Annotated in this window: 23 protein-coding genes and 1 pseudogene; 6 read left to right on the forward strand and 18 right to left on the reverse strand. The window is 47.8% G+C overall.

Going from position 1 to position 25,647, the window contains the following annotated elements; translation table 11 throughout:
* Positions 1 to 7: 7 nt before the first annotated feature.
* The 6 genes from D6M16_RS06115 to D6M16_RS06140 all read right to left on the reverse strand — a co-directional run bounded on the left by D6M16_RS06115 (position 8) and on the right by D6M16_RS06140 (position 8,359).
* On the reverse strand, positions 8 to 604 hold the full coding sequence (locus D6M16_RS06115; protein ID WP_120511035.1) for a DJ-1/PfpI family protein: 597 nt from the start codon (positions 602 to 604) through the stop codon (positions 8 to 10).
* A 169-nt stretch (positions 605 to 773) separates the two neighbouring features.
* Positions 774 to 2,318 carry an alanine/glycine:cation symporter family protein gene (locus D6M16_RS06120; protein ID WP_120511036.1) on the reverse strand — a complete coding sequence of 515 codons (1,545 nt, stop codon included), beginning with the start codon at positions 2,316 to 2,318 and terminating at the stop codon, positions 774 to 776.
* A 426-nt stretch (positions 2,319 to 2,744) separates the two neighbouring features.
* A complete protein-coding gene (locus D6M16_RS06125) occupies positions 2,745 to 4,340 on the reverse strand; it encodes an ABC transporter ATP-binding protein (RefSeq protein ID WP_120511037.1) in 1,596 nt (531 codons plus the stop codon).
* 16 nt (positions 4,341 to 4,356) lie between these two features.
* On the reverse strand, positions 4,357 to 5,403 hold the full coding sequence (locus D6M16_RS06130; protein ID WP_120511038.1) for an ABC transporter permease: 1,047 nt from the start codon (positions 5,401 to 5,403) through the stop codon (positions 4,357 to 4,359).
* Positions 5,404 to 5,407: 4 nt separating this feature from the next.
* Positions 5,408 to 6,505 (reverse strand): microcin C ABC transporter permease YejB, encoded by a 1,098-nt coding sequence (locus D6M16_RS06135; protein WP_120511039.1) that lies wholly within the window; start codon positions 6,503 to 6,505, stop codon positions 5,408 to 5,410.
* A gap of 27 nt (positions 6,506 to 6,532) precedes the next feature.
* Positions 6,533 to 8,359 (reverse strand): extracellular solute-binding protein, encoded by a 1,827-nt coding sequence (locus D6M16_RS06140; protein WP_120511040.1) that lies wholly within the window; start codon positions 8,357 to 8,359, stop codon positions 6,533 to 6,535.
* A 379-nt stretch (positions 8,360 to 8,738) separates the two neighbouring features.
* Here D6M16_RS06140 and fusA point away from each other — a divergent pair, with 379 nt between their 5' ends.
* Positions 8,739 to 10,826: an elongation factor G gene (fusA, locus tag D6M16_RS06145; protein WP_120511041.1), complete on the forward strand. Its 2,088-nt coding sequence runs from the start codon at positions 8,739 to 8,741 to the stop codon at positions 10,824 to 10,826.
* Positions 10,827 to 10,923: 97 nt separating this feature from the next.
* On the opposite strand, the gene D6M16_RS06150 is transcribed toward fusA, so the two are convergent.
* The 6 genes from D6M16_RS06150 to D6M16_RS06175 all read right to left on the reverse strand — a co-directional run bounded on the left by D6M16_RS06150 (position 10,924) and on the right by D6M16_RS06175 (position 15,991).
* Positions 10,924 to 11,700 (reverse strand): DUF4922 domain-containing protein, encoded by a 777-nt coding sequence (locus D6M16_RS06150; protein WP_120511887.1) that lies wholly within the window; start codon positions 11,698 to 11,700, stop codon positions 10,924 to 10,926.
* A gap of 393 nt (positions 11,701 to 12,093) precedes the next feature.
* Positions 12,094 to 13,269 (reverse strand): amino acid permease, encoded by a 1,176-nt coding sequence (locus D6M16_RS06155; protein ID WP_120511042.1) that lies wholly within the window; start codon positions 13,267 to 13,269, stop codon positions 12,094 to 12,096.
* A 596-nt stretch (positions 13,270 to 13,865) separates the two neighbouring features.
* Entirely contained in the window at positions 13,866 to 14,165 is a 300-nt protein-coding gene (locus D6M16_RS06160; RefSeq protein WP_120511043.1) for an ArsR/SmtB family transcription factor, read from the reverse strand.
* Positions 14,166 to 14,181: 16 nt separating this feature from the next.
* The gene (locus D6M16_RS06165; RefSeq protein WP_120511044.1) at positions 14,182 to 14,607 is read right to left on the reverse strand and encodes a YeeE/YedE family protein; all 426 of its coding nucleotides are present in this window, start codon (positions 14,605 to 14,607) and stop codon (positions 14,182 to 14,184) included.
* 4 nt (positions 14,608 to 14,611) lie between these two features.
* Complete coding sequence (locus D6M16_RS06170) at positions 14,612 to 15,034, reverse strand: YeeE/YedE family protein (RefSeq protein ID WP_120511045.1); 423 nt, start codon at positions 15,032 to 15,034, stop codon at positions 14,612 to 14,614.
* A gap of 84 nt (positions 15,035 to 15,118) precedes the next feature.
* Positions 15,119 to 15,991 (reverse strand): MBL fold metallo-hydrolase, encoded by an 873-nt coding sequence (locus D6M16_RS06175; RefSeq protein ID WP_120511046.1) that lies wholly within the window; start codon positions 15,989 to 15,991, stop codon positions 15,119 to 15,121.
* 79 nt (positions 15,992 to 16,070) lie between these two features.
* Here D6M16_RS06175 and D6M16_RS06180 point away from each other — a divergent pair, with 79 nt between their 5' ends.
* The 5 genes from D6M16_RS06180 (at position 16,071) to D6M16_RS06200 (ending at position 19,963) form a co-directional block, all read left to right on the forward strand.
* Positions 16,071 to 16,856, forward strand: coding sequence for a sulfite exporter TauE/SafE family protein (locus D6M16_RS06180; protein WP_120511047.1), 786 nt, complete (start codon positions 16,071 to 16,073; stop codon positions 16,854 to 16,856).
* A gap of 19 nt (positions 16,857 to 16,875) precedes the next feature.
* The gene (locus D6M16_RS06185; RefSeq protein ID WP_120511048.1) at positions 16,876 to 17,274 is read left to right on the forward strand and encodes a rhodanese-like domain-containing protein; all 399 of its coding nucleotides are present in this window, start codon (positions 16,876 to 16,878) and stop codon (positions 17,272 to 17,274) included.
* A gap of 410 nt (positions 17,275 to 17,684) precedes the next feature.
* Positions 17,685 to 18,380, forward strand: coding sequence for a CDP-alcohol phosphatidyltransferase family protein (locus D6M16_RS06190; protein WP_120511888.1), 696 nt, complete (start codon positions 17,685 to 17,687; stop codon positions 18,378 to 18,380).
* Complete coding sequence (locus D6M16_RS06195) at positions 18,373 to 19,305, forward strand: phosphatidate cytidylyltransferase (RefSeq protein ID WP_120511049.1); 933 nt, start codon at positions 18,373 to 18,375, stop codon at positions 19,303 to 19,305. Before D6M16_RS06190 ends, D6M16_RS06195 begins: the two co-directional genes overlap by 8 nt.
* A gap of 7 nt (positions 19,306 to 19,312) precedes the next feature.
* Positions 19,313 to 19,963 (forward strand): lysophospholipid acyltransferase family protein, encoded by a 651-nt coding sequence (locus D6M16_RS06200; protein ID WP_120511050.1) that lies wholly within the window; start codon positions 19,313 to 19,315, stop codon positions 19,961 to 19,963.
* Between the two features lie 68 nt (positions 19,964 to 20,031).
* On the opposite strand, the gene D6M16_RS06205 is transcribed toward D6M16_RS06200, so the two are convergent.
* The 6 genes and pseudogenes from D6M16_RS06205 to D6M16_RS06225 all read right to left on the reverse strand — a co-directional run bounded on the left by D6M16_RS06205 (position 20,032) and on the right by D6M16_RS06225 (position 25,645).
* Entirely contained in the window at positions 20,032 to 21,513 is a 1,482-nt protein-coding gene (locus D6M16_RS06205) for a DEAD/DEAH box helicase (protein ID WP_120511051.1), read from the reverse strand.
* A 344-nt stretch (positions 21,514 to 21,857) separates the two neighbouring features.
* Positions 21,858 to 22,307 carry a methyl-accepting chemotaxis protein gene (locus tag D6M16_RS22680; RefSeq protein WP_240435580.1) on the reverse strand — a complete coding sequence of 150 codons (450 nt, stop codon included), beginning with the start codon at positions 22,305 to 22,307 and terminating at the stop codon, positions 21,858 to 21,860.
* Between the two features lie 90 nt (positions 22,308 to 22,397).
* Positions 22,398 to 23,168: pseudogene (locus D6M16_RS22685) on the reverse strand (PAS domain-containing protein); the annotation flags it as partial.
* Positions 23,169 to 23,237: 69 nt separating this feature from the next.
* The gene (locus D6M16_RS06215; RefSeq protein ID WP_120511053.1) at positions 23,238 to 23,606 is read right to left on the reverse strand and encodes an MmcQ/YjbR family DNA-binding protein; all 369 of its coding nucleotides are present in this window, start codon (positions 23,604 to 23,606) and stop codon (positions 23,238 to 23,240) included.
* 85 nt (positions 23,607 to 23,691) lie between these two features.
* Positions 23,692 to 24,213 (reverse strand): GNAT family N-acetyltransferase, encoded by a 522-nt coding sequence (locus D6M16_RS06220; protein WP_120511054.1) that lies wholly within the window; start codon positions 24,211 to 24,213, stop codon positions 23,692 to 23,694.
* Positions 24,214 to 24,382: 169 nt separating this feature from the next.
* Complete coding sequence (locus D6M16_RS06225; protein WP_205576835.1) at positions 24,383 to 25,645, reverse strand: DegT/DnrJ/EryC1/StrS family aminotransferase; 1,263 nt, start codon at positions 25,643 to 25,645, stop codon at positions 24,383 to 24,385.
* Between the last annotated feature and the right edge of the window lie 2 nt (positions 25,646 to 25,647).

The raw sequence follows: 25,647 nt of genomic DNA on the forward strand, positions 1-25,647 counted from the left end.
AAATTAATTATGCTTCTGAAAGTGTACGGCTAATTAATGTCTCAAACGTTTCTGACTGGCCTGCAGGAATAAGCTGCCGATGAATTTCCCGACGTTTATCCACACCATACAAACGCTCTGCCAGCCAACCTGTAAGATACAATTGCGACAAGCACCCACCTGCTGTGGCAAGATTTCCATGCACTACCAGCGCCTTATCAAGGACATAAATACCTTCCGCCTCAAGCGCTGATTTTGCATCCGGATGAGTCGTTGCAGTAATACCATCCAGTAGACCCAGTTTGGCCAGAATAAACGCACCTGCACAAATTGACCCAATAAGCTGGTTTTGAGGATCCAGCTTAAGTGATGCCATAAATTCATTATTATTTAACGCCGCTGGAATCCCTTTGTAACCACTACTGAATAACACAACATCGGCCTCCGAGGCCTCTGCAACATGCCCATCTGTTTTTACTTCCATGCCTAAAGTCGATATATGTGACGGCTTAGTACCCAATATTTTTACGGCCCAGTCTTTTTGGCTTCTTCCCAAAATATCGCGTAGCAGAAAAAAATCGATATCCGTGAAATCATCAAAAATGATGATAGCTATTTGATACATATATCCATACCCACTTATCTGCTTTGGCCCTAAGAACGCAAAAGCTAACACATAAGCATCAGAATGTATAAGTTAGAGTGTCTTGCACTACTTGATTTACATGAACTCTTAAAAAAAGAAAGGCCAGCAAATGCTGGCCTTTGGTAATAAGACTGTCTGTCAATTCACATTACAAGGTTGATTTGGCTGTACCTGTAGAGGAATCTTCACCCAGGTCTGGCGCTTTCTGGCCTTTACGCTTCATGCGCTCTTCCCAGTAATCAGCACCTTTGATACCCAGTTTCACAGGATCAAATACGTATTCTTTCACGCCCGCTTTCTTCTGCAGTTCATAGTCTCTCAACGCTTTCAGCGCTGGTTTCGCCATGAAGAAGATAATCAGAATACCGATGATGTTCAGCCATGCCATCAGGCCTACACCCACGTCACCCAGCGCCCATGCCAGATCAGCGGTTTTCACTGCGCCGTAGAATACAGATGCCAGCAAGAACAGCTTCAGTACAAACATCAGGCCAGGTACATGAATGGTACGGTGGATGTACGCAACATTGGTTTCTGCAATGTAGTAGTACGCCAGAATTGTCGTGAATGAGAAGAAGAACAGTGCAATTGCAACGAATGGTTTACCCAGACCTGGCATTGCAGTTTCAATTGCCATCTGAGTAAATACCGGGCTGTTCGCAGCAATGTCAGAAGGCAGGTTTTGAACCAGGAAAGCACCTTCAGCACCATGGACGTTAAACGCACCAGTGATGATAATCATGAATGCTGTCGCACTACAAACCAACAGCGTATCAATATAAATCGAGAACGCTTGTACCATGCCTTGCTGAGCAGGGTGATCAACCTGTGCCGCTGCTGCTGCATGCGGACCAGTACCCTGTCCGGCTTCATTGGAGTAGACACCACGCTTAACACCCCAGCCGATAGCCGCACCGACACCCGCCATTGGCGTAAAGGCATCACCCACTATGGTGGCAAACACACTCGGTACCATGTCAATGTTCAGCAGGATAACAACGAAGGCAATAACGATGTAGCCCAGCGCCATGAAAGGCACAACAATTTGAGTAAAGTGGGCAATACGCTTAACACCACCAAAGATGATGAAAGCCAGAACCACACAAACGATCGCACCAGTGATGATCTTCGCAGAGCTGAATGTACCTAAAGTGGTTTCGATCACATCACCAGAACCGAATGCTGCTTCAACCGCATTACCGATACTGTTTGACTGCACACCAGGAAGAAGAAGGCCGCAAGCAACGATTGTTGAAATCGCGAAAATCCACGCATACCATTTCTGGCCCATTGCTTTTTCGATGTAATACGCAGGACCGCCACGGAACTGGCCTTCGTCTTCTTCTTTATAAATCTGAGCAAGCGTTGATTCATAATAAGCTGTTGAAGCACCCAGGAAGGCAACAACCCACATCCAGAATACGGCACCCGGACCACCAAAACCGATGGCTGCAGCAACACCTGCAATGTTACCTGTACCCACACGGCCTGACAGCGAAACTGCCAATGCCTGGAAAGACGAAATCCCTTTATCAGAACTCTGTCCGGCAAACAGTAGGCGAATCATCTCGCCGAAATGGCGAACCTGCATGAAACGTGTTGTGATGGAATAAAACAAACCGGCACCCAGGCAAAGATAAATCAATGCCGGACTCCATATTATCCCGTTGATAAAATCGACCAATGACTGCATATGAGTCTCCCTGTTATAGTCTGTTTGGTTACAACTCGAGCAGTATAATACGCAAATTGTAATGTGATTGTTAAGAATTTTATTTCATCAGCATTGATTTGCTTGATGAAGGCATCAAATAGCAACAAATCCACAACATCCAGTCATTGAAACTATTATTTACGGTAAATTCGGCACACTAAACCAATCATTGCTAGTTAGGCCTGTGATAATTTGTATAAGTATTAGCCAGCTGATTCACAAAAGATGTCAATAATGTGCAGCATGTCAGCATAAAGAGGCCGTGACAGATACTGTTCAGACATCAACAGGCACAAAAGACTGTATTGCAAGCATATGCCATCAAAAGCATTTATGTGAAATCTGACGCATGAACTGCCTCCCAAAAAAGCAGTTCAGCTTAGAGGTGTTAACGGAGAGTGAGTATCAGTTAACCGCAGACAAATTCACTAAGTGGCGGGTATATTCGGCCTCAGGGCGACTGAACAGCTGACGGGTTGGCCCCTGTTCTACTACACAGCCATCTTTTAATACCAAGGTATAGTGACACAATGACTTCACGACATTGAGATCATGGCTGATAAAGAGGTAACTCAGGCCATACTTCAACTGCAATTCTTTCAGTAAATTCAGCACCTGATGCTGGACGGTGCGATCCAGAGATGAGGTGGGCTCATCCAGCAGAATAAACTCCGGTTTCAATACCAGCGCCCTTGCTATGGCTATCCGCTGACGTTGCCCACCTGAAAATTCATTGGGATAACGAAAACGGGTGGACGGATCCAGCTCCACATCTTTCATTGCCTGACAAATCGCAGCATCTTCTTCCTCATCTGATAATGTCTGGTGGACTTTCAGACCTTCGCCAATAATCTGAGCGACAGACATTCGAGGATTCAGTGCGGAAAACGGGTCCTGAAAGACGACTTGTAAGCGACTGCGAAAAGGTAACATGCCTTTACGGTTGAGATGGCTGATCTCGTGACCGTCAAAACGTATGCTCCCTTCGCTGTTAAGTAATCGGAGTATTGCCATTCCGGTCGTAGACTTACCTGAACCACTTTCCCCGACCAGACCAACACTCTGCCCCTTCTTCAGCTGGAAGCTCACATCGGTCACGGCTTTAATATGGCTGATAACACGTTTCATAATCCCCCCTTTGACGGGAAACCAGACACGCAATTTGTCTATTTCAAACAGTGCGGAAGGGTCCCCGTTAACGGGGACAGGCTCGCCGGTGGGATCAGAATTAATGAGTTTCTGGGTATAAGGATGGGATGGCGACGAAAAAAGAATCTCTTTCTCATTGGTTTCCACTAACTGCCCGAGTTGCATGACCGCGACCCGGTCGGCAATTTTTCGCACAATACTCAAATCATGCGTAATAAAAAGCATGGCCATGCCCAGTTCCTGCTGAAGATTTTTCAACAAATCGAGGATCTGGGCCTGAACAGACACATCAAGCGCGGTCGTTGGCTCATCCGCAATCAGGAGATCGGGCTCATTAATCAGCGCCATGGCAATCATGACGCGCTGTCGCTCACCACCTGACAACTCGTGAGGATAGGCATACATACGCTGCTCTGGGTTGCGGATACCCACTTTCTTCAGCCAGCTCAGCGCGCGTTTCTCTGCCGGTCTCTGGCGCACTCCCTTGTGAATCGCCAGAGTTTCACACAGTTGCCGGCCAATTTTATGCAGCGGGTTCAGGGACATCATAGGTTCCTGAAAGATCATGCCGATTTTATTGCCGCGTAACCCGCGCATCTGGCGTTCACTGCACCGCAGCATATCCACACCATCGTAATAAATATGGCCTTCCAGATAACGCGCCGAGGCTTTAGGCAGCAAGCGCAGGATGGCATTGGCCGTCACAGACTTGCCTGAGCCACTCTCACCCACCAGTGCCAGTGTTTCTCCCCGCTTGATTGTCAGGCAGACTTTCTCCGTTACCGGGCGGACAGGCTTACCATTGGCAAAGCCCACAGAGAGATTTTCAATAGTCAGTAATGCATCACTCATTGCAGTATCCCGGTCGTTACGATTGATGGTGTGGGTCGAAAGCATCGCGCACCGCCTCGCCGATAAAGACCAGCAGGCTCAGCATGATAGAAAGTACAACGAATGCAGACAGGCCCAGCCAGGGTGCCTGAAGGTTGGTTTTGCCCTGAGCAAGCAATTCACCGAGAGACGGTGAACCCACAGGCAAACCGAACCCCAGAAAATCCAGTGATGTCAGTGTGGTCACTGACCCGCTGAGAATAAAGGGCATCATCGTCAGCGAGGCCACCATGGCATTGGGCAGCATATGACGGAGCATAATGCGCCTGTCATTCACGCCCAGCGCCTGCGCTGCACGCACATAATCCAGGTTCCGGCAGCGGAGAAATTCCGCTCGCACAACACCCACCAATCCCATCCAGCTAAAGAGCACCATGATGCCCAGCAGCCACCAGAAGTTAGGTTCAACAAAACTGGACAGGATTATGAGCAAGAACAAAGTCGGCATACCTGACCAGACTTCGATGAAACGCTGACCAAACAGATCCAGCCAGCCGCCATAGTAGCCCTGCCCGGCTCCGACCATGACACCGACAATGGTTGAAATCACGGTCAGCGCAAAGCCAAACAGCACGGATATACGAAAGCCGTAGATGATACGGGCAAGTACATCGCGGCCTTTATCATCTGTCCCCAGCCAGTTCACACTATCCGGTGCTGAAGGCGCCGGGCCGGACAAATTATAGTTAATCGTGTCATAGCTGAAATGGATCAGTGGCCAGATCATATAGCCGTCTTCGTTGATCAGATCCTGCACATACGGGTCGGTATAATCGGCTTCTGTGGCAAACTCACCGCCAAATTGCGTTTCGGCATACTGTTCGGTTATCGGAAAATACCAGTCACCTTTGAAGCTGACGAACAAGGGCTTATCGTTGGCTATCACTTCAGCAAACAGGCTGATAATAAAAAGCACGCCAAACAGCCACATTGACCAATATCCGCGTCTGTGTGCTTTAAACCGAGCCCAGCGCTCTTTTGTCAGTGGGTTGAAGGTAAACAAGGTTGCGAATGTCTTTCTCATGATATTACCTGGCCTCGAAATCAATGCGTGGGTCGACCAGGGTATAAGTCAGGTCAGAAATGATATTCAGGATAAGTCCCAGCAATGTCATGATATAAAGCGAGCTGAATACCACGGGGTAATCACGCTGAATTGTTGATTCAAAGCCTAACAGGCCAATTCCCTCCAGCGAAAACATCACTTCAATAAGCATTGAGCCGGTAAAGAAAATGCTGATAAACGCACTGGGAAAACCGGCAATAATAATCAGCATGGCATTACGAAAAACATGCTTATATAAAATACTTCTGTCATCGAGCCCTTTCGCACGGGCGGTGACAACGTATTGCTTGTTGATCTCATCCAGAAACGAATTTTTGGTCAGCATAGTCAGGGTCGCAAAACCACCGATGACCATGGCAAAGATGGGCAGCGCAAGGTGCCAGAAGTAATCCCCGACTTGCTGATACCAGGTCATCTGATCGAAATCAGCCGAGAACAATCCCCGTAACGGAAACCAGCTGAAATAATTCCCGCTGGCAAAGAAAATAATCAACACAATAGCGAACAGGAAACCGGGAATCGCATACCCGGCAATCACTAACGCGCTGCTCCAGATATCAAAACGGCTACCATGATTCACCGCTTTCGCAATCCCCAGAGGAATGGAGACGAAATAAATGATCAAGGTGCTCCACAGTCCCAGCGAAATCGACACCGGCAGCCGCTCAATAATCAGATCAATCACATTGCCGCCACGAAAAAGACTTTCGCCGAAATTGAACGTGACATAGTTTTTCAGCATGTCGACATACCGCTCCCAGAGAGGTTTATCAAAACCAAACTGCTTGCGTATTTCTGCCACCACTTCCGGGTCCAACCCGCGGGAGCCACGGTAGCCACTTCCGCCATTGCCGTTTGCTTGCGAACTTTCCGACGGCTGCACTTCCTGCCCGCCGCCGGTAAAGCGCTCCATAATACCGGAAGTATGCCCTTCAAGCTGCGCCACCGCCTGTTCAACAGGCCCGCCCGGTGCAATCTGAATCACAAAAAAGTTAATCGTAATAATCGCCCAGAGCGTTGGGATCACCAGCAAAAGTCGCCGGATAATATATGCCGTCATACTGCTTTACCTGTTTTCACGTTTCGATTAACGGCGTTTTTCCGGCAACTTGGCCGCCTTGGCCGTATCCACCCACCAAGTATCAACACCCAGTGCATATTTAGGCCGGACCGCAGGACGGTCGAACTTATCCCAGGTCGCCACTCGGAATTTGCTTAAATGCCACTGAGGAATGACAAAAAAGTTCCATTGCAGCACCCTGTCCAGCGCCGGGCCTAATGCTGCCAGCGCAGCAGGATCCTGTTGGTGTGCTGCAATTTGTTCTGTCAGCGTATCAATAGCAGGATCCTGAACCCCGGCGGTATTGTAGGTGGAATCCAGATAGTTACTGTTCCAGGCAATCAGCAGGTTCTGTGTCGGGTAAGCATTGGCACTGTAACCGGAAGACACCATGTCAAAATCCCGGTCACGCAGGCGCTTGATGTATTGCGTTGTATCAACCGTACGGATTTTCATATCGATACCAAGCTGCTTGAGATTTTTCTGCAGCGGAATTGCGATGCGCTCCGAGGTCGGGCTGTATATCAGTAGCTCAAACGCCAGAGGCTCCCCAGTCTTCACATTGGTCATGACCTGATTTTTCAGCTCCCAGCCAGCAGCCTTTAATAATGCAAATGCTTTACGTGATTGCGCACGAACGCGGCCTGAGCCGTCAGTGACAGGTGGCTGGTAAGATTCAGTAAAAACACGCGCCGGGATCTTGTCTTTTAACGGTTCCAGATAATTCAACTCAGCAGGTGTCGGCAAACCTTTTGCTTCATAAGGGGTATTCTGGAAAAAACTGCGGGTACGTGAATACTGGTTATAGAAAAGCGTTTTATTCATCCACTCAAAGTCCATGGCGTAATTCAGGGCTTCTCGGACACGGACATCACTGAAAACCGGGCGCTGGGTATTAAAGACAAAGGCCTGCATTGCCTGAGGGATTTCGTGAGGAATTTCTTCCTTCTTTATATAACCGTCATCAAAATTATTTCCCTCATAGAGGGTCGCCCAGAACTTAGCAACATTTTCCTGGCGAAAGTCATATTCACCGGCTTTGAACGCTTCCAGGGTAACAGTATCATCACGGTAATAGTCGTACCGGATGGTGTCGAAATTATGCCGCCCGACATTCACCGGAAGATCGGCCGCCCAGTAATCTTTAACTCTGGAGTAAGTCACACTCTGGCCCGACTGATAACTGGTTACCTTATACGCACTACTGCCAATCGGTGGTTCGTTGAGTGGCTCGCTGAGTTTCTTGTCTTTCCAGTAATGTTCCGGTAAGACGTTCATGCCTTCAACCAGAGAAAACAGTTTTTCCCTGTTGGCGACAGACATTTCAACCCGTGCTGTCAGCGGCGATACCGCCGTCACTGACTTCACGTCTTTATAAAACACACGAAACTGGGGCACCCCTTCTGTCATGAACTTATCAAAGGTGAAGGCGACATCTTTCGCTGTAATCGGCTCGCCGTCATGAAATCGCGCTTTAGGGTTGATATCAACTTCCATCCAGGAAAAATCGTCGGCATAACGCACTTTTTCTGCGATTAACGGATAGTAACTGTCAATTTCATCACTTGCTGGCGCAAACAAGGTGTCATACATCTCGTCCGCGCCGGCTACCGAAACCCCTCTCGAGGCATAACGGTTAAAACTGTCGTACGTGCCGACTTCCGCATAGGTGATGGATCCGCCTTTTGGCGCTTCCGGATTGACATAGTCAAAGTGTTTGAATTCAGGTGTATATTTTGCCGTACCAAAGCCCACCAAACTGGCGGTTTCTATCACCTCTTTTGCCAGTGCACTGGTACTTCCCAGCAATAATCCTGCCATTATTGACAGGCTTACAGTCAATCCATTCTTCATATCCCCTCCAAGGCAACTTCACCTAACAACCCAGTCGACACCAGAAAATCGTTCTTTTTCATTATTGTAAGAGTTGTCAATGACGAACACTGACATGTAACACAAATATATACCATAAGAAAATACGCCGCCTGAATCGCTGGGCATATCATCAAGAAATTTGTTGAACCGTCCGGTCGTGATGCGACACCTTGTCACAATCAGTTAACAGACATTTTCTGTATTTTTCTTGAGCAATCATCCAGTTCCTGCCTGAATCAATGGGTTAAAAGCCAACGATTACTCATTAAATTACTCAGATCTATGTTCTGATAGTTGTAAGTAGTGCTATACTCCCCACCCTGACATGTGACAACAATTGTTCATATAGAGAAAAACAATGGCAGATCTATCTAAATACAGAAACATTGGTATTTTCGCGCACGTAGATGCGGGTAAAACCACTACCACTGAGCGTATCCTGAAGCTGACCGGTAAAATCCACCGTTTGGGTGAAGTACACGACGGTGCTTCTACCATGGACTTCATGGATCAGGAAGCAGAGCGTGGTATCACCATCCAGTCAGCTGCGACTACCTGTTTCTGGAAAGACCACCGTTTTAACGTTATCGATACTCCGGGACACGTTGACTTCACCGTTGAAGTTTACCGTTCTCTGAAAGTACTTGACGGTGGTGTAGGTGTATTCTGTGGTTCAGGTGGTGTTGAGCCTCAGTCTGAAACTAACTGGCGTTACGCGAACGAATCAGAAGTATCTCGTCTGATCTTCGTTAACAAACTGGACCGTATGGGTGCAGACTTCTTCAGCGTTGTTGAGCAAGTGAAGAAAGTTCTGGGCGCAAACCCTCTGGTTATGACCCTGCCTATCGGCCGTGAAGACGATTTCGTTGGTGTTGTTGACGTTCTGACTCGCCAAGCCTACGTGTGGGACGATTCAGGTCAGCCAGAAAACTACGAAATCAAAGACATCCCAGCGGATATGGTTGATGACGTAGAAGCTTACCGCGAAGAGCTGATCGAGACTGCCGTTGAGCAAGACGACGAGCTGATGGAAGCTTACATGGAAGGTGAAGAGCCTTCTATCGAAGACCTGAAGCGTTGTATCCGTAAAGGTACTCGTGACCTGGCTTTCTTCCCAACGTTCTGTGGTTCTGCGTTTAAGAACAAAGGTATGCAGCTGCTGCTTGACGCTGTTGTTGACTACCTGCCAAACCCAACAGAAGTTGACCCTCAGGATCTGACTGATCCAGAAACTGGTGAACCAACTGGTAAAGTTGCTACCGTTTCTGTTGACGAACCATTCCGTGCACTTGCGTTTAAGATCATGGATGACCGTTTCGGTGCCCTGACCTTCATCCGTATTTACTCTGGTAAGCTGAAGAAGGGTGATACCATCCTGAACTCTGCAACAGGTAAAACTGAGCGTATCGGCCGTATGGTTGAAATGCACGCAAACGACCGTAACGAGCTGGATTCTGCGCAAGCTGGTGACATCATCGCGGTTGTTGGTATGAAGAACGTTCAGACTGGTCACACTCTGTGTGATCCTAAGCACGAATGTACTCTGGAACCAATGATCTTCCCAGATCCAGTAATCTCTATCGCTGTTGCTCCTAAAGACAAAGGCGCTTCTGAGAAACTGGGTATCGCACTTGGTAAGATGATCGCAGAAGATCCATCGTTCCAGGTTGAAACTGACGAAGATTCTGGCGAAACCATCCTGAAAGGTATGGGTGAGCTGCACCTGGACATCAAAGTTGACATCCTGAAGCGTACTCACGGTGTTGAACTGACTGTAGGTGCTCCACAGGTTGCTTACCGTGAAACTATCACCAAAGCAATCGAAGACAGCTACACGCACAAGAAGCAGTCTGGTGGTTCTGGTCAGTTCGGTAAGATCGATTACCGTATCAAACCAGGTGAGCCAAACTCTGGCTTCAAGTTCGTTTCTACTGTTGTTGGTGGTAACGTTCCTAAAGAATTCTGGCCTGCAATCGAAAAAGGCTTCGCTGGTATGATGAGTACTGGTGTTCTGGCTGGCTTCCCTGTGCTGGACGTTGAAGTTGAGCTGTTCGACGGTGGTTTCCACGCAGTTGACTCCTCTGCTGTAGCATTCGAAATCGCAGCGAAAGGCGCATTCCGCCAATCTATGCCTAAAGCTGGTGCTCAGCTGCTTGAGCCTATCATGCACGTTGACGTGTTCACTCCGGAAGATCACGTTGGTGATGTTATCGGTGACCTGAACCGTCGTCGCGGTATGATCAAAGATCAGGTTGCTGCTGCAACTGGTGTTCGTATTAAAGCTGACGTACCTCTGTCTGAGATGTTCGGCTACATCGGTCACCTGCGCACCATGACTTCTGGCCGTGGTCAGTTCTCAATGGAATTCTCTCACTACTCTGCATGCCCAGCGAACGTTGCTGAAGCAGTAATCGCAGAAGTAAAAGAGCGTAACGCTAAGAAATAATTTCTTTTCTTAACGTAACGACAAAAAACCCCAGCTCAGGCTGGGGTTTTTTAATGCTGTAACAACAGATGCTTCTTCCCAAGGCCCTGCCTGTGATTCACTCACTGCATTCGCGCAAAAACCGCATTAAACCGTATTCCTGTAACCACACCAGCTGTTCCGGTTGTTTCACCAGGAAGCGTCCACTGTAGTTAATACCATTGGCAAAAAGCCCCTGAACGTTGTTAGCGGAACGTGGCAGTATCAGCAACCAACGCTCAGTCAGAAGGATGTTATGCGGCTTACACGCATCGCCCGTCTCATTAAAAAGGGACAAGGCTTTCATGCCCTTCAGATAGGCGTCATACAGCTCGTCAGTGGTCATCGCTTCAACCAGATACAACCAATGCGCAAATGGCAGCTTTCCACCCGCGATCACTTTTTCCAGCGGAATATCACTTCGAACCAACTGCATATGCCGGTGTGCCTGGCTCGCTCCGGCTAATGGACCGCTGTTATAAAAACCGAGCACATCTGAGTGTGTAAATCCGCCCAACCATGCATGCCAGTCTTCCCAGCTTAAAGGCGACTCCTGAGGCACAAAATCTTTTGAGCAAATCAGCAAGTGTGGCGAGATAACAGGAAACTTATTGAGCAGACACACATGGTGCTCCCCTGCTTCACAAACATACATCGATTTCTCATAGGGCAGAAAGGGGTTAGAAGTATGCTTGGCCGTCAGATTCAGTAACTTCTTGCCTGCATTCTCTGTTACCAGGTGGCCAAGATAACGTACACCCTGTTCTTCAATTTGCTCCGCTTCTGTGGCGATTGGCATAAGACTACCTTCTGCCAGCGCCTTTGCAGCCACCTGATCCGCAAGTTTCCAGTTCATATCCATATCCCATCTTTTTTAACCAAGATACTCTAACTTGGCATGCGTGTCATAGGAGAAAAGCGTGTATAAAAAAGTTTACGTTATGGTGGATTTTGTCTCTTCGGCAAAACAGGCTCAAGCCTAGCACCAGATAAGGAAAGTCGGTAAGATTCGCTCAACTTTTTGAGGATACGTCACTAGCTGCTTACTCTGTGTCAACAGATCACTACTCCGGCAGATAGGTTATTTCAGCGTTCGGTCAAACCTGAAACTACTCCTGACGATATCGGTCTTGTTCGGTCAAACAAATCGTTAGCATCCTCAAAGCAATGTCGCTGATACGATATTGAGCTCCACAAAAAAGGCGCTTCCAAATGGAAGCGCCTTTTGCACATCGTAAATTCAAAAAGATTAAATCAGTTCAGCCATCAATAAAAAACACCCGAACAGAAAGCTCAGCGCCAGCGCCATTACGCCACCGCCCGCCTGATACACAGCGTCATTACCCTCTTTTACTGTCGCCTTCTCTTCATTCTTTCTGACTTTGACTGTCATTGCCATTGGAACGAAGATAGCCAGAAACACAAGAATAATACCGGCATAGCTCAATACTGACAGGAATTGATTCGCCGCCAGAATCGCACCCAGCATAGGCAAAATAAAAGTCAGTACATACGTCACAGCCCGGTTCTGACGGAACGCATCCGCGTTCTGGTCAAACAGTGCCATTGCCACGCCCAGAAACGAGGTCAACAACGCCAGACCGGTGAAGATAGACAAAATCAGCTGCATGCTGCCGTGATTCACACTCAGCGCAGCAATCAGTTCAGAAACATTCGCAAAGCCCACCAATTGCTCAGGCGACAGATTACCAACCGCCGCGTACAGCCAGAACAGGTAACAGAATAATGGGATGACAGAGCCTGCAATCACCATATTTCTTAACTGCTTTTGCGTGGCTTCAGGGTTATAAGTTACCAGTGACGGGATCACTACCATAAAACCGAAGCTGGTAAATAACACAGAGCTCGTTTTAATGAGTGCCACTTTGTTATCGCTGCCAACCGATGCCAGGTTTTCAGGAGCGATGCCTGGTACCAAAGTAACCAGCGTCATGGCCAGCATGATCACCATTGCCGCAAACAGCAGCCGGTTCAAGCGGTCAATGACACCGGTTCCGGCAGCGACAACGAAACCCGCGACGACAGTAAACGCAATTTGTGCCTGAGTAGCACTTAATTCGATACCAAGGCCATCGGTCAGTTTCTTGAGCAAATCACCGGCCCCGATAATGTAGGCCATCAGCAAACACACCAGCAACGCATACAGCAAGCCATTTGTCACCAACTGGCCACCTTTACCCAGTGTTTTACGAGCAATGGAATTCATGCCCAGGCCACCACCAGACTTAATACTGGCTTCAAGTAACAACAGGGCTGCGTAAGTTGTACCTACCCAGATCAGCAGCATTAACAAGGTGCCCCACAGCAAGCCAAACTGGGCTAATACCATAGGAATAGCAAGCATGCCTGCACCCAGTGCCGTCCCTGCAATAATCAGGGAACTGCCTAACAATTTCATATTCACAGAATTTTCCTTCATGCCCTTAACTGCGATTTATACCAAAATCGCAATCAAGCACCTATTTCTTAACTATTTAATTTTATTCAATTTAAAGCTATCTGATACAGTTCAGCTGTCATCAGTTGCGTTCTGTATGTGCTCAGTAACGGCCAAAGCATCTAAATCGGCGAAAGAAATGAAGGCGATAGGCAGAAAGCGGGTGTGAAAAAGGCAGCAAGGGCAAAGCAAAGCGGCTGAGCAAAGCACTCAAAATGGAAATCATGAGAATAGCGTCCCTACCTGGCAATGATGCCTGGCCTGGAAGCGAGCAGTGTAATGTCATTTATCGTACTCCTAACACGATAGAACTTCGGTCATTTCTGATAAAAACCAGCCAGATTGGCTGATATTTCATCTCTTGCCAGGTCAAGGCAAGGCGTTCGGTCACGAAGCAAAATAATGAGGTAGCGCACAAACTACAACCTGCATTGTTGAAATATTTGATTTTGATCTTGGAAAAAATGGAATACAGGTCAAATTGACTGTCTGGGGGGATAAAAGAAGCAGATCAATCTGAGTAAAACTTACCCAGATTGATGATAAATTCACAACAAGCAGATTCAGTCCGCACAATAATGCTTATGAAGCACCGCGATGATATCAATAACAGCCGCATTATCGAGCCGGTAATAGATAGTCTGCGCTTCCCGCCTCGTTTTCACAAATCCGGCCCGGCGCAACCAGGCCAGATGTTGCGACAAAGAAGACTGAGGGATAGGAAATCGTTCATTCAGCTGAGAAACAGACAATTCTTCTTCCTGGAGTACACACAGTATCATCAGCCTGTGCTGATTACCCATGGCTTTAAGCAGCTCAACCGCCTGCTCGACATTTGCCTCCATGTTGGAATAATCTCGCATTCTACCCTCATAATTTTCAAGACTTTTTAAGCAGACGGTCGATAGTGCCAGAAAACTGCATTCCCGCCAACATCGCGATAATAAAGCCGAAAATTTTCGCATTACCTCCCAGCAGATTACTCACAGCGGGCCCAGGGCAAATCCCCACTAAACCCCATCCAAGACCAAATAAAATAGCGCCAATGATCAATGGCTTATCGATAATTTTATTGACAGGAATATAAAACTGATCGGCTACCAGAGGTTTGGAACGTGGCTTAACTAAGAAATGATAACCCAGGCCAAAAACAACCAATGCCGATCCCATGACCAGTAATAAACTGGGATCCCACTGACCTGCTACATCCAGAAAATTCAGCACTTTATCCGGATTAACCATTTGGGAAATCGTTAATCCGGCACCAAACAACAAACCGGCAATAAGGGCGATGAGCATTTGCATACCATTACACTCCTGTCAGATGGCGAACAACGAATACAACCACAACGGCGACCAGCATAAAGGTGACTGTTGCGACAATAGAACGGGGAGATAGACGCCCGATACCACAAATACCGTGTCCGCTGGTACAGCCAGACCCTAGTTTTGTTCCTGCACCAACCAACAATCCTCCAGCAATGATAAGAGGCCAGCCAGCATCAATATGCTCTGGCAGATAGGTACCAAAAGGGGCTGCCAGTAAGGGGCCGATAATCAGACCCGCTATAAACATCCAGCGCCATTTGGCATTTGGATCACTGACATCTAACGCGCCGCTGACGATACCTGAAATACCCGCTATGCGGCCATTGAGTAACAGCAAAATCAGTGCGCTAACGCCCAACACTGCCCCACCAGCCAGCGCCGTCCAAGGTGTGAATTCTGTCATTTCATTACTCTCACAAATTCAGTTAATAGTTTCAGTTTTGCGACAACTTGATGGCGCATGAACTGCGTGAGCTGGTCAATCTGTTCAATTTGACCGCTTTACGGTTAAAGGAATCTTAATGTAGGCTGTTTCGTTACTCTCAACCGCCGGTAACTTGCCGCCACGTATATTCACCTGCACAGAGGGATACAGCAGTTTAGGCACATCCAGATGTTGATCTCTGTCTGTTCTCACCTGAATAAAAGCCTCTTTCTCGACACCCTGATGGATGTGGATATTGTTACAACGGCTCTCGGCAACTGTCGTAACATAAGCCAGGTCCCGCCCATCAGGTTGATAATCATGGCACATCCATAGTCTGGTCTCAGCCGGCAGGCTGTGTAACCGAGACACACTGTCATACAACACGCCTGCATCACCGCCGGGAAAATCACACCGGGCTGTACCGCCGTCCGGCATGAATAAGGTATCACCGACGAATGCATTACCTTCAATAAGATACGTCACACTGTCATTCGTGTGTCCGGGTGTCGACATCACCTTGCCGGTTAATGCACCAATCGTAAAAAGCTCACCATCGTGAAACAAATGGTCGAAGACCTGACCATCTGGCAGTAATTCGTCGTCACCAATATTAAAGACGGCTTTAAAGGTTTTCTGCACCTTGATAATTCCCTCTCCCACGCCAACAGGGCTACCAAACTGTTCACGCAGATAATGTGCCGCTGATAAGTGATCGGCATGCGCGTGCGTTTCCAAAATCCAATCTACAGTCAGTTGCTGCTCTTTGATAAATGCCAGTTGCTGATCAGCAAATGCGGTCCAGACCTTGCCGGAGTGTGCAGCGAAATCCAGTACACTGTCGATAATGGCAGCATGTCCACCCTGTTTGTCATAGACAACATAGCTGATAGTGCTGGTATCAGTATGATAGAAAGCTTTAATTATCGCATTCATCAGACTCTTCCTTTTCTTTAATATCTATATATCGTATATTACACACATACGAACAATCATAGCAAGCAATGAGGTCTCTATGATCACTCTTTTTTTGGGTGCAATTGCAGTCGGGCTTAGCTTAGGCATGCTAGGTTCCGGCGGTGCAATACTCACAGTACCCATTCTGGCTTACGGTCTGGGTCAGACAGAAAAACAAGCGATCGCCAGCGCTTTAATTATTGTCGGAATAATCAGCAGCATCTCTTCAATAACTGGCATCAGACAACGTTTAGTGAACTGGCCCTTGGTGATGCTGTTTGGATTTCCAGGAATGACAGGGACTTACCTGGGAGCCTGGATCGCCAGCTATCTGGATGGGGCTATCCAGATGACAGTATTTGCCCTTGTGATGTTGGCAGCAGCGTGGCGAATGTTCCAGCCGGTTGGCCTTGCGTCCTCTCATGATCAGACTCAGTCATATTGGTTTACCGGCTTGCAGGGGCTGCTGGTCGGGGTATTGACCGGGTTTGTCGGTGTGGGCGGTGTGGGCGGTGGTTTTCTGATTGTCCCCGCGCTCGTACTGCTCAGTGGTTTGACGATGCAAACTGCAGTAGCTACCAGCCTAGTGATCATCGTCATGAACTCGTTGATCGGTTTTCTGAAATACCAGAATGTCCTCGCCCTTACACACACCCAGCTGGATTGGTCTGTGATTGTGATCATGGCTGTCATTGGTGTGGCTGGCAGTTTAGCCGGGCAGCGACTGTCCGGGCGATTACCTCAACAACACTTACAGCGGTTTTTTTCGGTGTGTTTAATTCTGATGGCAGGATTCATTCTGTACCAGTCACTGCCTTCACTGCTTCCTTCAATGACTCTCTGATGTTAAGAGGAATATGATTATGCTTGTTAATGGACGCGACCTAGCCAACCGGGCTAAGCAAAGTATTGAAGAAATTCACTGCCATGAATTAGCGTTACTGCTTACTCGAGACATTATTTTGATCGATGTTCGCGAACGTCATGAAGTGGATACAGGCATGCTGCCAGGCGCCATACATATTTCACGGGGCGTACTTGAAATGCAGATCGAAACGCACCCGGCGGTTGCCCATCACAGCAATCCGCTTGAAGTTATGGCTCTGCAACCCGTTTACCTTTACTGTCGCTCCGGTGCCCGTTCAGCCTTAGCCGCAGAATCGCTGCGAAAAATGGGTTTTACACAGGTGTTTTCACTGGCTGGCGGCATACAAGCCTGGCAAGACGCTAAACTGCCTGTGGTCAATGCCATGACAGACTGAATTGATATGAAGGCTTATTCTCTGGCAAAAGTCTGTTCAGTGGCTTGCGTAGATACCGTCTGCCAGCCGTAAGCCAATTAGCTTCTGCCAGCCATGCTGTGGGAGATATTTCCTCCGCAGCATGCTCTCAGTGTCTGCCACTTCACCCCATCCCGCTAAGTGCAGTTATCCGTTTAGTTAGCATGCTCTTAGTTTGAAAGCAGTTCAAAAAGTCATAATCAATCGCTTGATATTCAATCTATTCCATTTATGTTTAAGACTCCTTGCTGGCGAGTACGATTTATAAGACCGAAGACATTCTGCTGCCCGTTTTATCTGCCGTCGTGCATCCGTTTTAATTAAGCAGATAATTAACGCTCTTCAATGCTGTGGTCTGCCAGCTCATCTTTCTTTTCAATAAAGTCATAAACATGAAGAATCAGCACGAACCTGAATCCAACCGGCGTCCTCTGGCTGTCAGGGACACGGCTTTAACCAAGCGCATTGCTGTCTGGTTAAGCCAGAAAAACATCACTCCGAACCAGATATCTCTGATGAGCATAGTTTTTGCCGTCATCGGCCTGGCTGCACTGATGTGCTACAAGAGCTTTGCATTGAGTGTTCTGTTGCTTGTCGCTGCAGTCTGTATCCAGTTACGGCTTCTGTGTAACCTGTTTGACGGCATGGTGGCTGTTGAAGGCGGTAAGCAAACCCCGGCAGGGGAATTATTCAATGACGTGCCAGATCGTATTGCAGACCCTATGTTCATCATCGCCGCAGGCTTAGCAACCCAGTCTGACATCGGTATGACACTGGCATGGCTGTGTGCTCTCGTCGCCGTGCTGACCGCTTACGTTCGTGTATTAGGGGTCAGCATGGGCTGCCCGGCCGACTTCCGCGGGCCTATGGCTAAACAGCACAGAATGGCGCTGCTGACCGTGAGCTTACTTGTCTTGTTCGTCAGTCAGGTGTTTGCCTTGCAGCCAGAGATATTGGCCTACACGCTGGACGCCGCGCTGGCGATCATGCTGGTAGGATCTGTGATAACGACCTGGCGTCGCCTGGTTGGTATTTATCGCTTTAAAGCAGCAGAGCAGGCTAATAAAGAAAGGGCTGACTATGAATAGTATACCTTCCCATTCGCTGTATCTGATGCTTGCCATCATGGCTGTGCTGGTAACAGGAACGCTGGTGTATTTGTGGAAATCGCGCGCTCACCCTGACAGGGATTACCTTGAGCTGAAACTGCGTATCCGCTCCTGGTGGTGTATGATTGGCATTGTTTTCGTCGTTCTCTATCTGCCGTTGACCTATACGCTGTTTTTTGTCGGTTTTCTGAGTTTTATGGCGCTGAAAGAGTTTCTGTCTATCGTGCCGACCCGAATGACAGATCGCCGTGTGATCTTCTGGGCCTATCTGTCTATTCCCTTTCAGTATTACTGGCTGTCGATTGGCTGGTACGGCATGTTCATCATTTTCATTCCGGTCTATGTGTTCCTGTACCTGCCGATGGTGATGGTGCTGATTGGCGATACCAAAGGCTTCATCCGCTCCGCCGGTATTATTCACTGGGCCATGATGCTGACCGTGTTTTGTATCAGCCATATGGCCTATCTGCTGGTCTTACCAAGCCTGAATCCGGATGCCGGATCGTTGGGAATGCTGCTGTTTCTGCTGGTATTTACCCAGTTTAACGATGTCTGTCAGTACGTCTGGGGCAAGTCTTTCGGCAAACACAAAATAGTGCCGAAAGTCAGCCCGAACAAAACCTGGGAAGGTTTTATCGGCGGCAGTGCAACCGTGATTCTGGTGTCGTATTTCGTTGCTCCCTATCTCACGCCACTCACCTCGCTGCAGGGTCTGGTAGCCGGTATGATCATTGCCTTCAGTGGTTTTATCGGAGATTTAGTGATTTCTTCGGTGAAACGTGATTTGCAGATTAAAGACACCAGCCAGTTTATTCCGGGACACGGCGGCATTCTGGATCGCATCGACAGCCTGATGTTCACTGCACCGCTGTTCTTCCATTACATTTACTATCTCTACTATTGAGGATCCCATGGCTCACGTGCTCAAGGTGTTATTTATCCTCTTTATTGTTAAGCCGCTGGTATTTATAGGCCTTGGGCTGAACATCATCCAGCGGCAAAACCTGCCAGCAAATGGCCCGGTTGTGGTAGCCGCGAATCATAACAGCCATTTAGATACACTGGTGTTACTGGCGCTGTTTCCGATTTCCATTGTCCACAAGGTCCGCCCGGTCGCCGCGGCGGACTACTTTCTGGCCAATAAAGTCGTTGCCTGGCTGTCGCTGAATGTCATTGGGATTATTCCGCTGAGACGCTCCCCCTCCCCCAGCCAGCGGGAAGCGGTATTACATGAGTGTCATCAGGCATTACAACAAGGGGATATTTTGATCATCTTCCCGGAAGGCAGCCGGGGCGAGCCGGAAACCATGAGCGGCATTAAGAAAGGTATTTACCATTTAGTCAAAGATCATGAAGGCTGCCCGGTCATCCCGGTCGTCATGCGCGGTCTGGGTCGTTCTTTACCCAGAGGCACAGCTATGTTTGTTCCATTTAACTGCGATGTGGTGATTGGTGAGCCGGTTAGCCATTTTGACGATGCCAATGATTTCGTCGATACCATGCAGGCCCGGTATCATGAGTTGGCCAAACATTGCATTACGCAAACCAATAGCGAAAATTAAGAGCGGTTCAAAAGCAACAAGCCTGTCTCAGACAGGCTTGTTATCAGATCTAAGTTGTCAGCAAAGCATCACGCCGATTGCGGACGCGCTCTGTGACGCTGAGCAGGTCGCTTGTTGCCACCAGTCGCGTTACCAGCAGGTCTTGAATTGCCCGCTTCAGAGCGTCCAGCACCATTCTTTGGGCTGCGCGACTGATTATCACGGGTATTTTGCGCACTATTGCCTGATTTGCCTGCACCGGTTTTACCTGCACCACCCGAATGGCCATTTGTCCGACGCTTTGGCTTTTGCGCCGTATTACCGCTTGCATTGCTTCTCTCACCCTCAGCATGACCTGAGCGTGGTTTATTCGACTTCGGCTTCTTCGGCTTTTTCGGTTTAATGGGACGCGAGTCCAGCTTTGAGTCCGGTAACGTATTGCTCGGCTTGAAACCGTCCAGTTCCACACGCGGCAGCAATTGCTGAATTAAACGCTCAATGCCAAACAACTCATCGGCTTCCTGCGCACACACCAACGAAATCGCTTTACCTGTTTCACCTGCACGGCCTGTACGCCCGATACGGTGAACATAATCTTCCGCCACATTGGGCAGCTCAAAGTTCACCACTTGTGGTAACTGAGGAATATCGATACCACGTGCAGCAATGTCTGTCGCCACTAATACGCGAATTTTGCCCGATTTAAAATCAGCCAGCGCTTTGGTTCGTGCGCCCTGACTCTTGTTACCGTGAATGGCTGCAGAAGCCAGCTTCTCTTCAGACAAAAATGCTGCCAGGCGGTTTGCGCCGTGTTTAGTACGGGTAAACACCAACACCTGCTGCCAGTCGCCATCTTTGATCAGCTTGACCAGCATAGGCGCTTTCTTCTTCACATCGGCCGGATAGATACACTGCTCAACCGTTCTTGCCGTTGAATTCGCGGTATTGACAGAAATTTCAACAGGGTTGTTTACCAGACCTTTCGCCAGGGTGCGAATTTCTTCAGAAAACGTTGCTGAAAACAGCAGGTTCTGACGTTTCGCAGGAAGCAATTTCAGAATTTTTTGAATATCGCGGATGAACCCCATATCAAGCATACGGTCGGCTTCATCCAAAACCAAAACTTCCAGCTGATCAAATTTCACTGCATTTTGGTTATATAAATCCATCAGTCGCCCTGGTGTTGCCACCAGAATATCTGCGCCTTTGCGCAAGCGCAGCATCTGCGGATTAATTTTGACCCCACCAAACACCACAGCACTGCTCAACGGCAGATGACGGCTGTAGACGGACACACTTTCCTGTACCTGTGCTGCCAGCTCGCGTGTCGGCGTTAAGATAAGCGCACGCACTTGGTTGCTGCGAACCTGTGGCCCCTGATAAAGACGCTCAAGAATCGGTAATGTAAAGCCAGCGGTTTTACCTGTTCCCGTCTGAGCTGCAGCCATGACGTCTTTTCCATCTAACACAGCAGGAATCGCCTGTGCTTGAATTGGTGAGGGAGTGTCGTATCCTTTTTCTTGAATAGCTTTCAGGATTGGCGCAGAAAGACCTGTTGAGGCAAAACCCATATATGATTCTCAATTGTTAATGATGTGAATGTTCGCCTAACTCTCTGACGGCGAAAAGTCCGACATTCTGAGGCTTTCACTCCCGGGTAGCAACCTATAATTGTGATTTGTTTGGTTTCAGGTTGAGAGAAGAGAGTCTGGACAGATACATAGTCGCGATGAGAACCCGCGATAACTTGTCAGACGTTCATCAGAAAATCAGGAAAGATCAATAGCCAGAACGAAACATGGGTGCCATTTCTTCAGCCTGTTAATAGTGAAGAAACAGCACCTTCAAACCCAATAAATCACACACATTGCGAGCAATATCTATGAGATCAAACTGAGCCTTATCCTCTTCATTGCTATAGCTGTTTGGTAAAACTGCCAACCGCCATATCCACTTTCTCAGCCCCTTTCCGAATATCACTCATCATTTGCCCAGCTTTGTTTGACAAAGAGAGTGTTTCAGATGCCTGAGACAGACTCTGTTCAATCAAATGAACGGCATTCCCTGTTAGCGTTAAATTCTCTGAGACCACAGCAACAATTTCTTCTGTGGTCTGGCTTGTCCTTGAGGCTAGTTGACGGACTTCATCAGCAACAACAGCAAAACCGCGGCCCTGTTCACCAGCCCGGGCCGCTTCAATTGCAGCATTCAGCGCCAGAAGGTTAGTTTGCGCCGCTATCCCATCAATACTGCTAACCAACTCGTTAATTTTCTGAGATTGCTCATACAGTGCTTGAATACCTGTATTCGCTTTTTCCATCACTTTTGTTAACTCTTCCATTTTCTCTATGGTTGAATCAATCACTTGTTTGCCTTGCGTCGTCTGCTGACCTGTCTCTGTCGAGACTTCATGAGCAATGTCAGCGGCTTCCGCAATCGCAATCTCACGGTTAATCTGGTCAGTAATTACAGTAGCAAATTTGACTACTTTATATAACTCACCATGGGCGTTATAGATGGGGTTGTAAGACGCTTCTAACCAAACGACATTCCCATAACTGTCGATACGTTTAAACCGGTCAGAGACAAACTCTCCTTGTCCCAACCTTTGCCAAAACGCGCGATATTCAGGAGAGTTGGCCTCTGAACTCTCACAGAAAATGCGATGATGCTGCCCGACAATTTTCGTTTTTTCATAGCCCATAGACGTCAGAAAATTACTGTTAGCATCAATAATAATCCCGTCTAAGGTGAACTCGATAACTGCCGTAGAACGGTTCAACGCATTAATAAGATCTTCTTGCTCCCGCGACATTGTAATAGTTCTGGTAAGCTCTGAGGCATAAATAACAATATGCTTAATGCCGCCACTCGCAGACGAAATGGGCTGAAGAATCGCCCTCAACCAGGCTTCTTCACCATTTCCTTTTAAAATTTGCAATGCACCATTCCAGTGCTTTCCCTGCCTGATTGCATCAGACATCAAATGAAAGTGACGGGTATTCCGCGCCTGCATAGGAACTAAATCCGCAATATGCTTACCTTCAATCGCTTCCAGCGATATCAAAATTTCTTTTCTAAACAATGCATTAGAGGATATTATATTCCCACCCTCGTCAAGAGTCAGTCGAAGCATGTCAGACTCTATACTTTCTTTAACTTGCGCTAATGCATATAACTCAGCTTTCAGCTCTTGGTTTTCTCGCTTCATTTTGTTGAAAAACATATGACTGCCCTGCGAATCTTGTTACGTGTGAGTGAAGTGAAACTAGGGATGACTATGCAACCGTCATTTTTATTCATCCGGATGAATACCGAGCTCTTTTTGTTTTTTCTTGCTTAGCCCTAATGACACAATACGGTATGACTCTTTGAGGTAATATCTTAATGCTTCATCTTTTGTTTTGGCAGTATCCATCTGCTGAATCCATTTCATCCCCCGCGAAGCCAGATAGGGCGCGGGTCTGAATCCAGGCTCATCTTTTAAGATATTAAAATTGAGCTCAGAGGCTTTGAATGTAAATGCTGGCTCGCCCGGTTTTGCCCAGCCACCAATGGCAAAAACTTTCCCCCCCACTTTCCAGACATGAGCGCCTCCCCACTGAACTACGTATGTCGTTGCGGGTAAAGAGCGGCAAAATGCATTGTATTCCTCATATGTCACAGTCAGATTCCTTCTTATGATTCACAAATGGCGCACCGTGCATGTCCCTAGCCCGCCACTCAAGATACTCAATAACTGCTTACCTTTAAAACATATAACCCAACCAATCTACATACCCGTGCTCCCAGCGTTTACCGCTGATGGGCTTAATAAACAGATCATCAAGGTGTTCAAAGGCTACACCGAAATTTTTATGCTCATGCAATCTCAGCCAGGCACTTGGCGCATGAATCTGCCTGAATCCATTATCAATGTAAAACTTCGTCAGATCCGAGACTAAAATAATGAAGTCGACATCCCGATTCTTCGAATATTCGCTTAGCTCAGACAACATAGCAGACCCGATACCCTGCCTCTGATGTGTTTTGGCTACGCAAAAATCAATAACACCAAGCACCTTATATGTGCAGTTGCCAACCCCAATAACCCGATAGTCCAGCCCCAGATAGCCTACTAACCTGCCATCTTTGTATTCCAGCGCCCGCATATGAGGTAGCTGTTTGTAATAGGACCGGGTGACTTGATGATCGGGAAATGCATTATTCCGGAGCGCAGTTATCGCTCCATGCTCATCGCTTGTGACGTCTAACTCAGGTTTGATGTTCACTGTTTTTTCTCTCAAAGAGTGGCGGTCATGGTCATTATGTTACAAGCACAGAGATTTTTGGTCGGTTTATCTGAACGTTAGGACAGTATTCGCAAAAAAAAACGCCTCCGCGAATGCGGAGGCGGTGCTCAATGGAACAACCATCTCATCAAAAACTATTTTACACAGATTACTTTTTATAGTGCTCGTACACTTTATTAAACGCAGCGGCGAATTTTTCCATGTGCTGCTCAGAATAAACAGGATGGGTATGGAAAACGATCGAGCTGTCTCCCAGTTGTCTGGCCGCCTGACAGTCCGTTAAGGTGTAATCCATCTGCCTGTGGGCCGGATCGTTAAATGGGTAGTTATTCGTGCCAAATCCATTTTGTTTCTGGAAGGCATCTTCATTGTAAACTTCTGGCCAGGGTACCGGATAACCAGGTACCCCCTCGGCATCAATAGCTTTGGTAAATGTCTTGATGTCGCAGGTGAGCTGGCTCATATCAAGGACAAAAGGCGCCCACCAGAAGGCGTTACCATGCGTTTCATCATCAACCGGTGCATGCTTTACCAAAGGGTGTTCCTTCAGTAACACGCTCAGATAGCGCCCGTTGCGAATTCGCTGTTCTAATGCAGTTGCCTTAAAGCGAGAGAGTTCCCTGATGCCAATGGCAGACTGAATTTCTGTCATCCTGTAGTTAAAACCAACCTGAGTATGGATGTAAGGCAGTTTCTGTGAGATTTCAAACAAACCCAGCCTTTTTTCTACGTCGTAACCGTGATCGCGGAACGAGCGGCATTTCCAGACCAGATCTTCTGAGTTGACATACACAGCACCGCCTTCCCCGCCTGTTGTAATGTGCTTGCTCTGACAAAAACTGAAGCAGCCGGCATCACCAATGGTGCCCAGGTAAGCCCCTTTGTATTTGGCGCCCAATGCCTGAGCACAATCTTCAATGACCTTTAAGTCATGTCTTCTGGCGATGGCCATGATAGCGTCCATATCGGTTGGCACCCCGAATGTATGTACGACCACAATGGCTTTAGTTTTCTCGCTGATTTTGCTCTCTACCGACTTGGGGTCAAGCGTATGCGTATGATCAACATCGGCAAATACAGGCAGTGCTCCCGCCTGCAGAATCGAAAATGCGGTCGCAATAAAGGTATAGGACTGGCAGATCACTTCATCACCTGAACCAATACCCAGTGCGGAAAAAGCCGTATGTAAGGCTGACGTACCATTGGTGGTGGTCACGACATAGCCATCACCTAGATAGGCCGCTAAGTCCTTTTCAAAAGCCATTCCACGTTTACCGGTCCAATAGTTAATTTCACCGGTTTTTAAAATGGCTTCAATATCATCCATTACAGTCAAATCCAAGCTGGGCCAGGCCGGTAATGGTTCTGAAATAACAGGGCTACCGCCCAGAATCGCGAGTTTATTCATCATTT

Source organism: Photobacterium salinisoli, assembly GCF_003614885.1.
In the GTDB taxonomy this organism is placed as follows: domain Bacteria; phylum Pseudomonadota; class Gammaproteobacteria; order Enterobacterales; family Vibrionaceae; genus Photobacterium; species Photobacterium salinisoli.

Bases quoted from the DNA above. Each gene is read 5' to 3' on its own strand.
- D6M16_RS06115 (WP_120511035.1), bottom strand. From the start codon at position 604: ATGTATCAAATAGCTATCATCATTTTTGATGATTTCACGGATATCGAT.
- D6M16_RS06120 (WP_120511036.1), bottom strand. From the start codon at position 2,318: ATGCAGTCATTGGTCGATTTTATCAACGGGATAATATGGAGTCCGGCA.
- D6M16_RS06125 (WP_120511037.1), bottom strand. From the start codon at position 4,340: ATGAGTGATGCATTACTGACTATTGAAAATCTCTCTGTGGGCTTTGCC.
- D6M16_RS06130 (WP_120511038.1), bottom strand. From the start codon at position 5,403: ATGAGAAAGACATTCGCAACCTTGTTTACCTTCAACCCACTGACAAAA.
- D6M16_RS06135 (WP_120511039.1), bottom strand. From the start codon at position 6,505: ATGACGGCATATATTATCCGGCGACTTTTGCTGGTGATCCCAACGCTC.
- D6M16_RS06140 (WP_120511040.1), bottom strand. From the start codon at position 8,359: ATGAAGAATGGATTGACTGTAAGCCTGTCAATAATGGCAGGATTATTG.
- fusA (WP_120511041.1), top strand. From the start codon at position 8,739: ATGGCAGATCTATCTAAATACAGAAACATTGGTATTTTCGCGCACGTA.
- D6M16_RS06150 (WP_120511887.1), bottom strand. From the start codon at position 11,700: ATGAACTGGAAACTTGCGGATCAGGTGGCTGCAAAGGCGCTGGCAGAA.
- D6M16_RS06160 (WP_120511043.1), bottom strand. From the start codon at position 14,165: ATGCGAGATTATTCCAACATGGAGGCAAATGTCGAGCAGGCGGTTGAG.
- D6M16_RS06165 (WP_120511044.1), bottom strand. From the start codon at position 14,607: ATGCAAATGCTCATCGCCCTTATTGCCGGTTTGTTGTTTGGTGCCGGA.
- D6M16_RS06170 (WP_120511045.1), bottom strand. From the start codon at position 15,034: ATGACAGAATTCACACCTTGGACGGCGCTGGCTGGTGGGGCAGTGTTG.
- D6M16_RS06175 (WP_120511046.1), bottom strand. From the start codon at position 15,991: ATGAATGCGATAATTAAAGCTTTCTATCATACTGATACCAGCACTATC.
- D6M16_RS06180 (WP_120511047.1), top strand. From the start codon at position 16,071: ATGATCACTCTTTTTTTGGGTGCAATTGCAGTCGGGCTTAGCTTAGGC.
- D6M16_RS06185 (WP_120511048.1), top strand. From the start codon at position 16,876: ATGCTTGTTAATGGACGCGACCTAGCCAACCGGGCTAAGCAAAGTATT.
- D6M16_RS06190 (WP_120511888.1), top strand. From the start codon at position 17,685: ATGAAGAATCAGCACGAACCTGAATCCAACCGGCGTCCTCTGGCTGTC.
- D6M16_RS06195 (WP_120511049.1), top strand. From the start codon at position 18,373: ATGAATAGTATACCTTCCCATTCGCTGTATCTGATGCTTGCCATCATG.
- D6M16_RS06200 (WP_120511050.1), top strand. From the start codon at position 19,313: ATGGCTCACGTGCTCAAGGTGTTATTTATCCTCTTTATTGTTAAGCCG.
- D6M16_RS06205 (WP_120511051.1), bottom strand. From the start codon at position 21,513: ATGGGTTTTGCCTCAACAGGTCTTTCTGCGCCAATCCTGAAAGCTATT.
- D6M16_RS06225 (WP_205576835.1), bottom strand. From the start codon at position 25,645: ATGATGAATAAACTCGCGATTCTGGGCGGTAGCCCTGTTATTTCAGAA.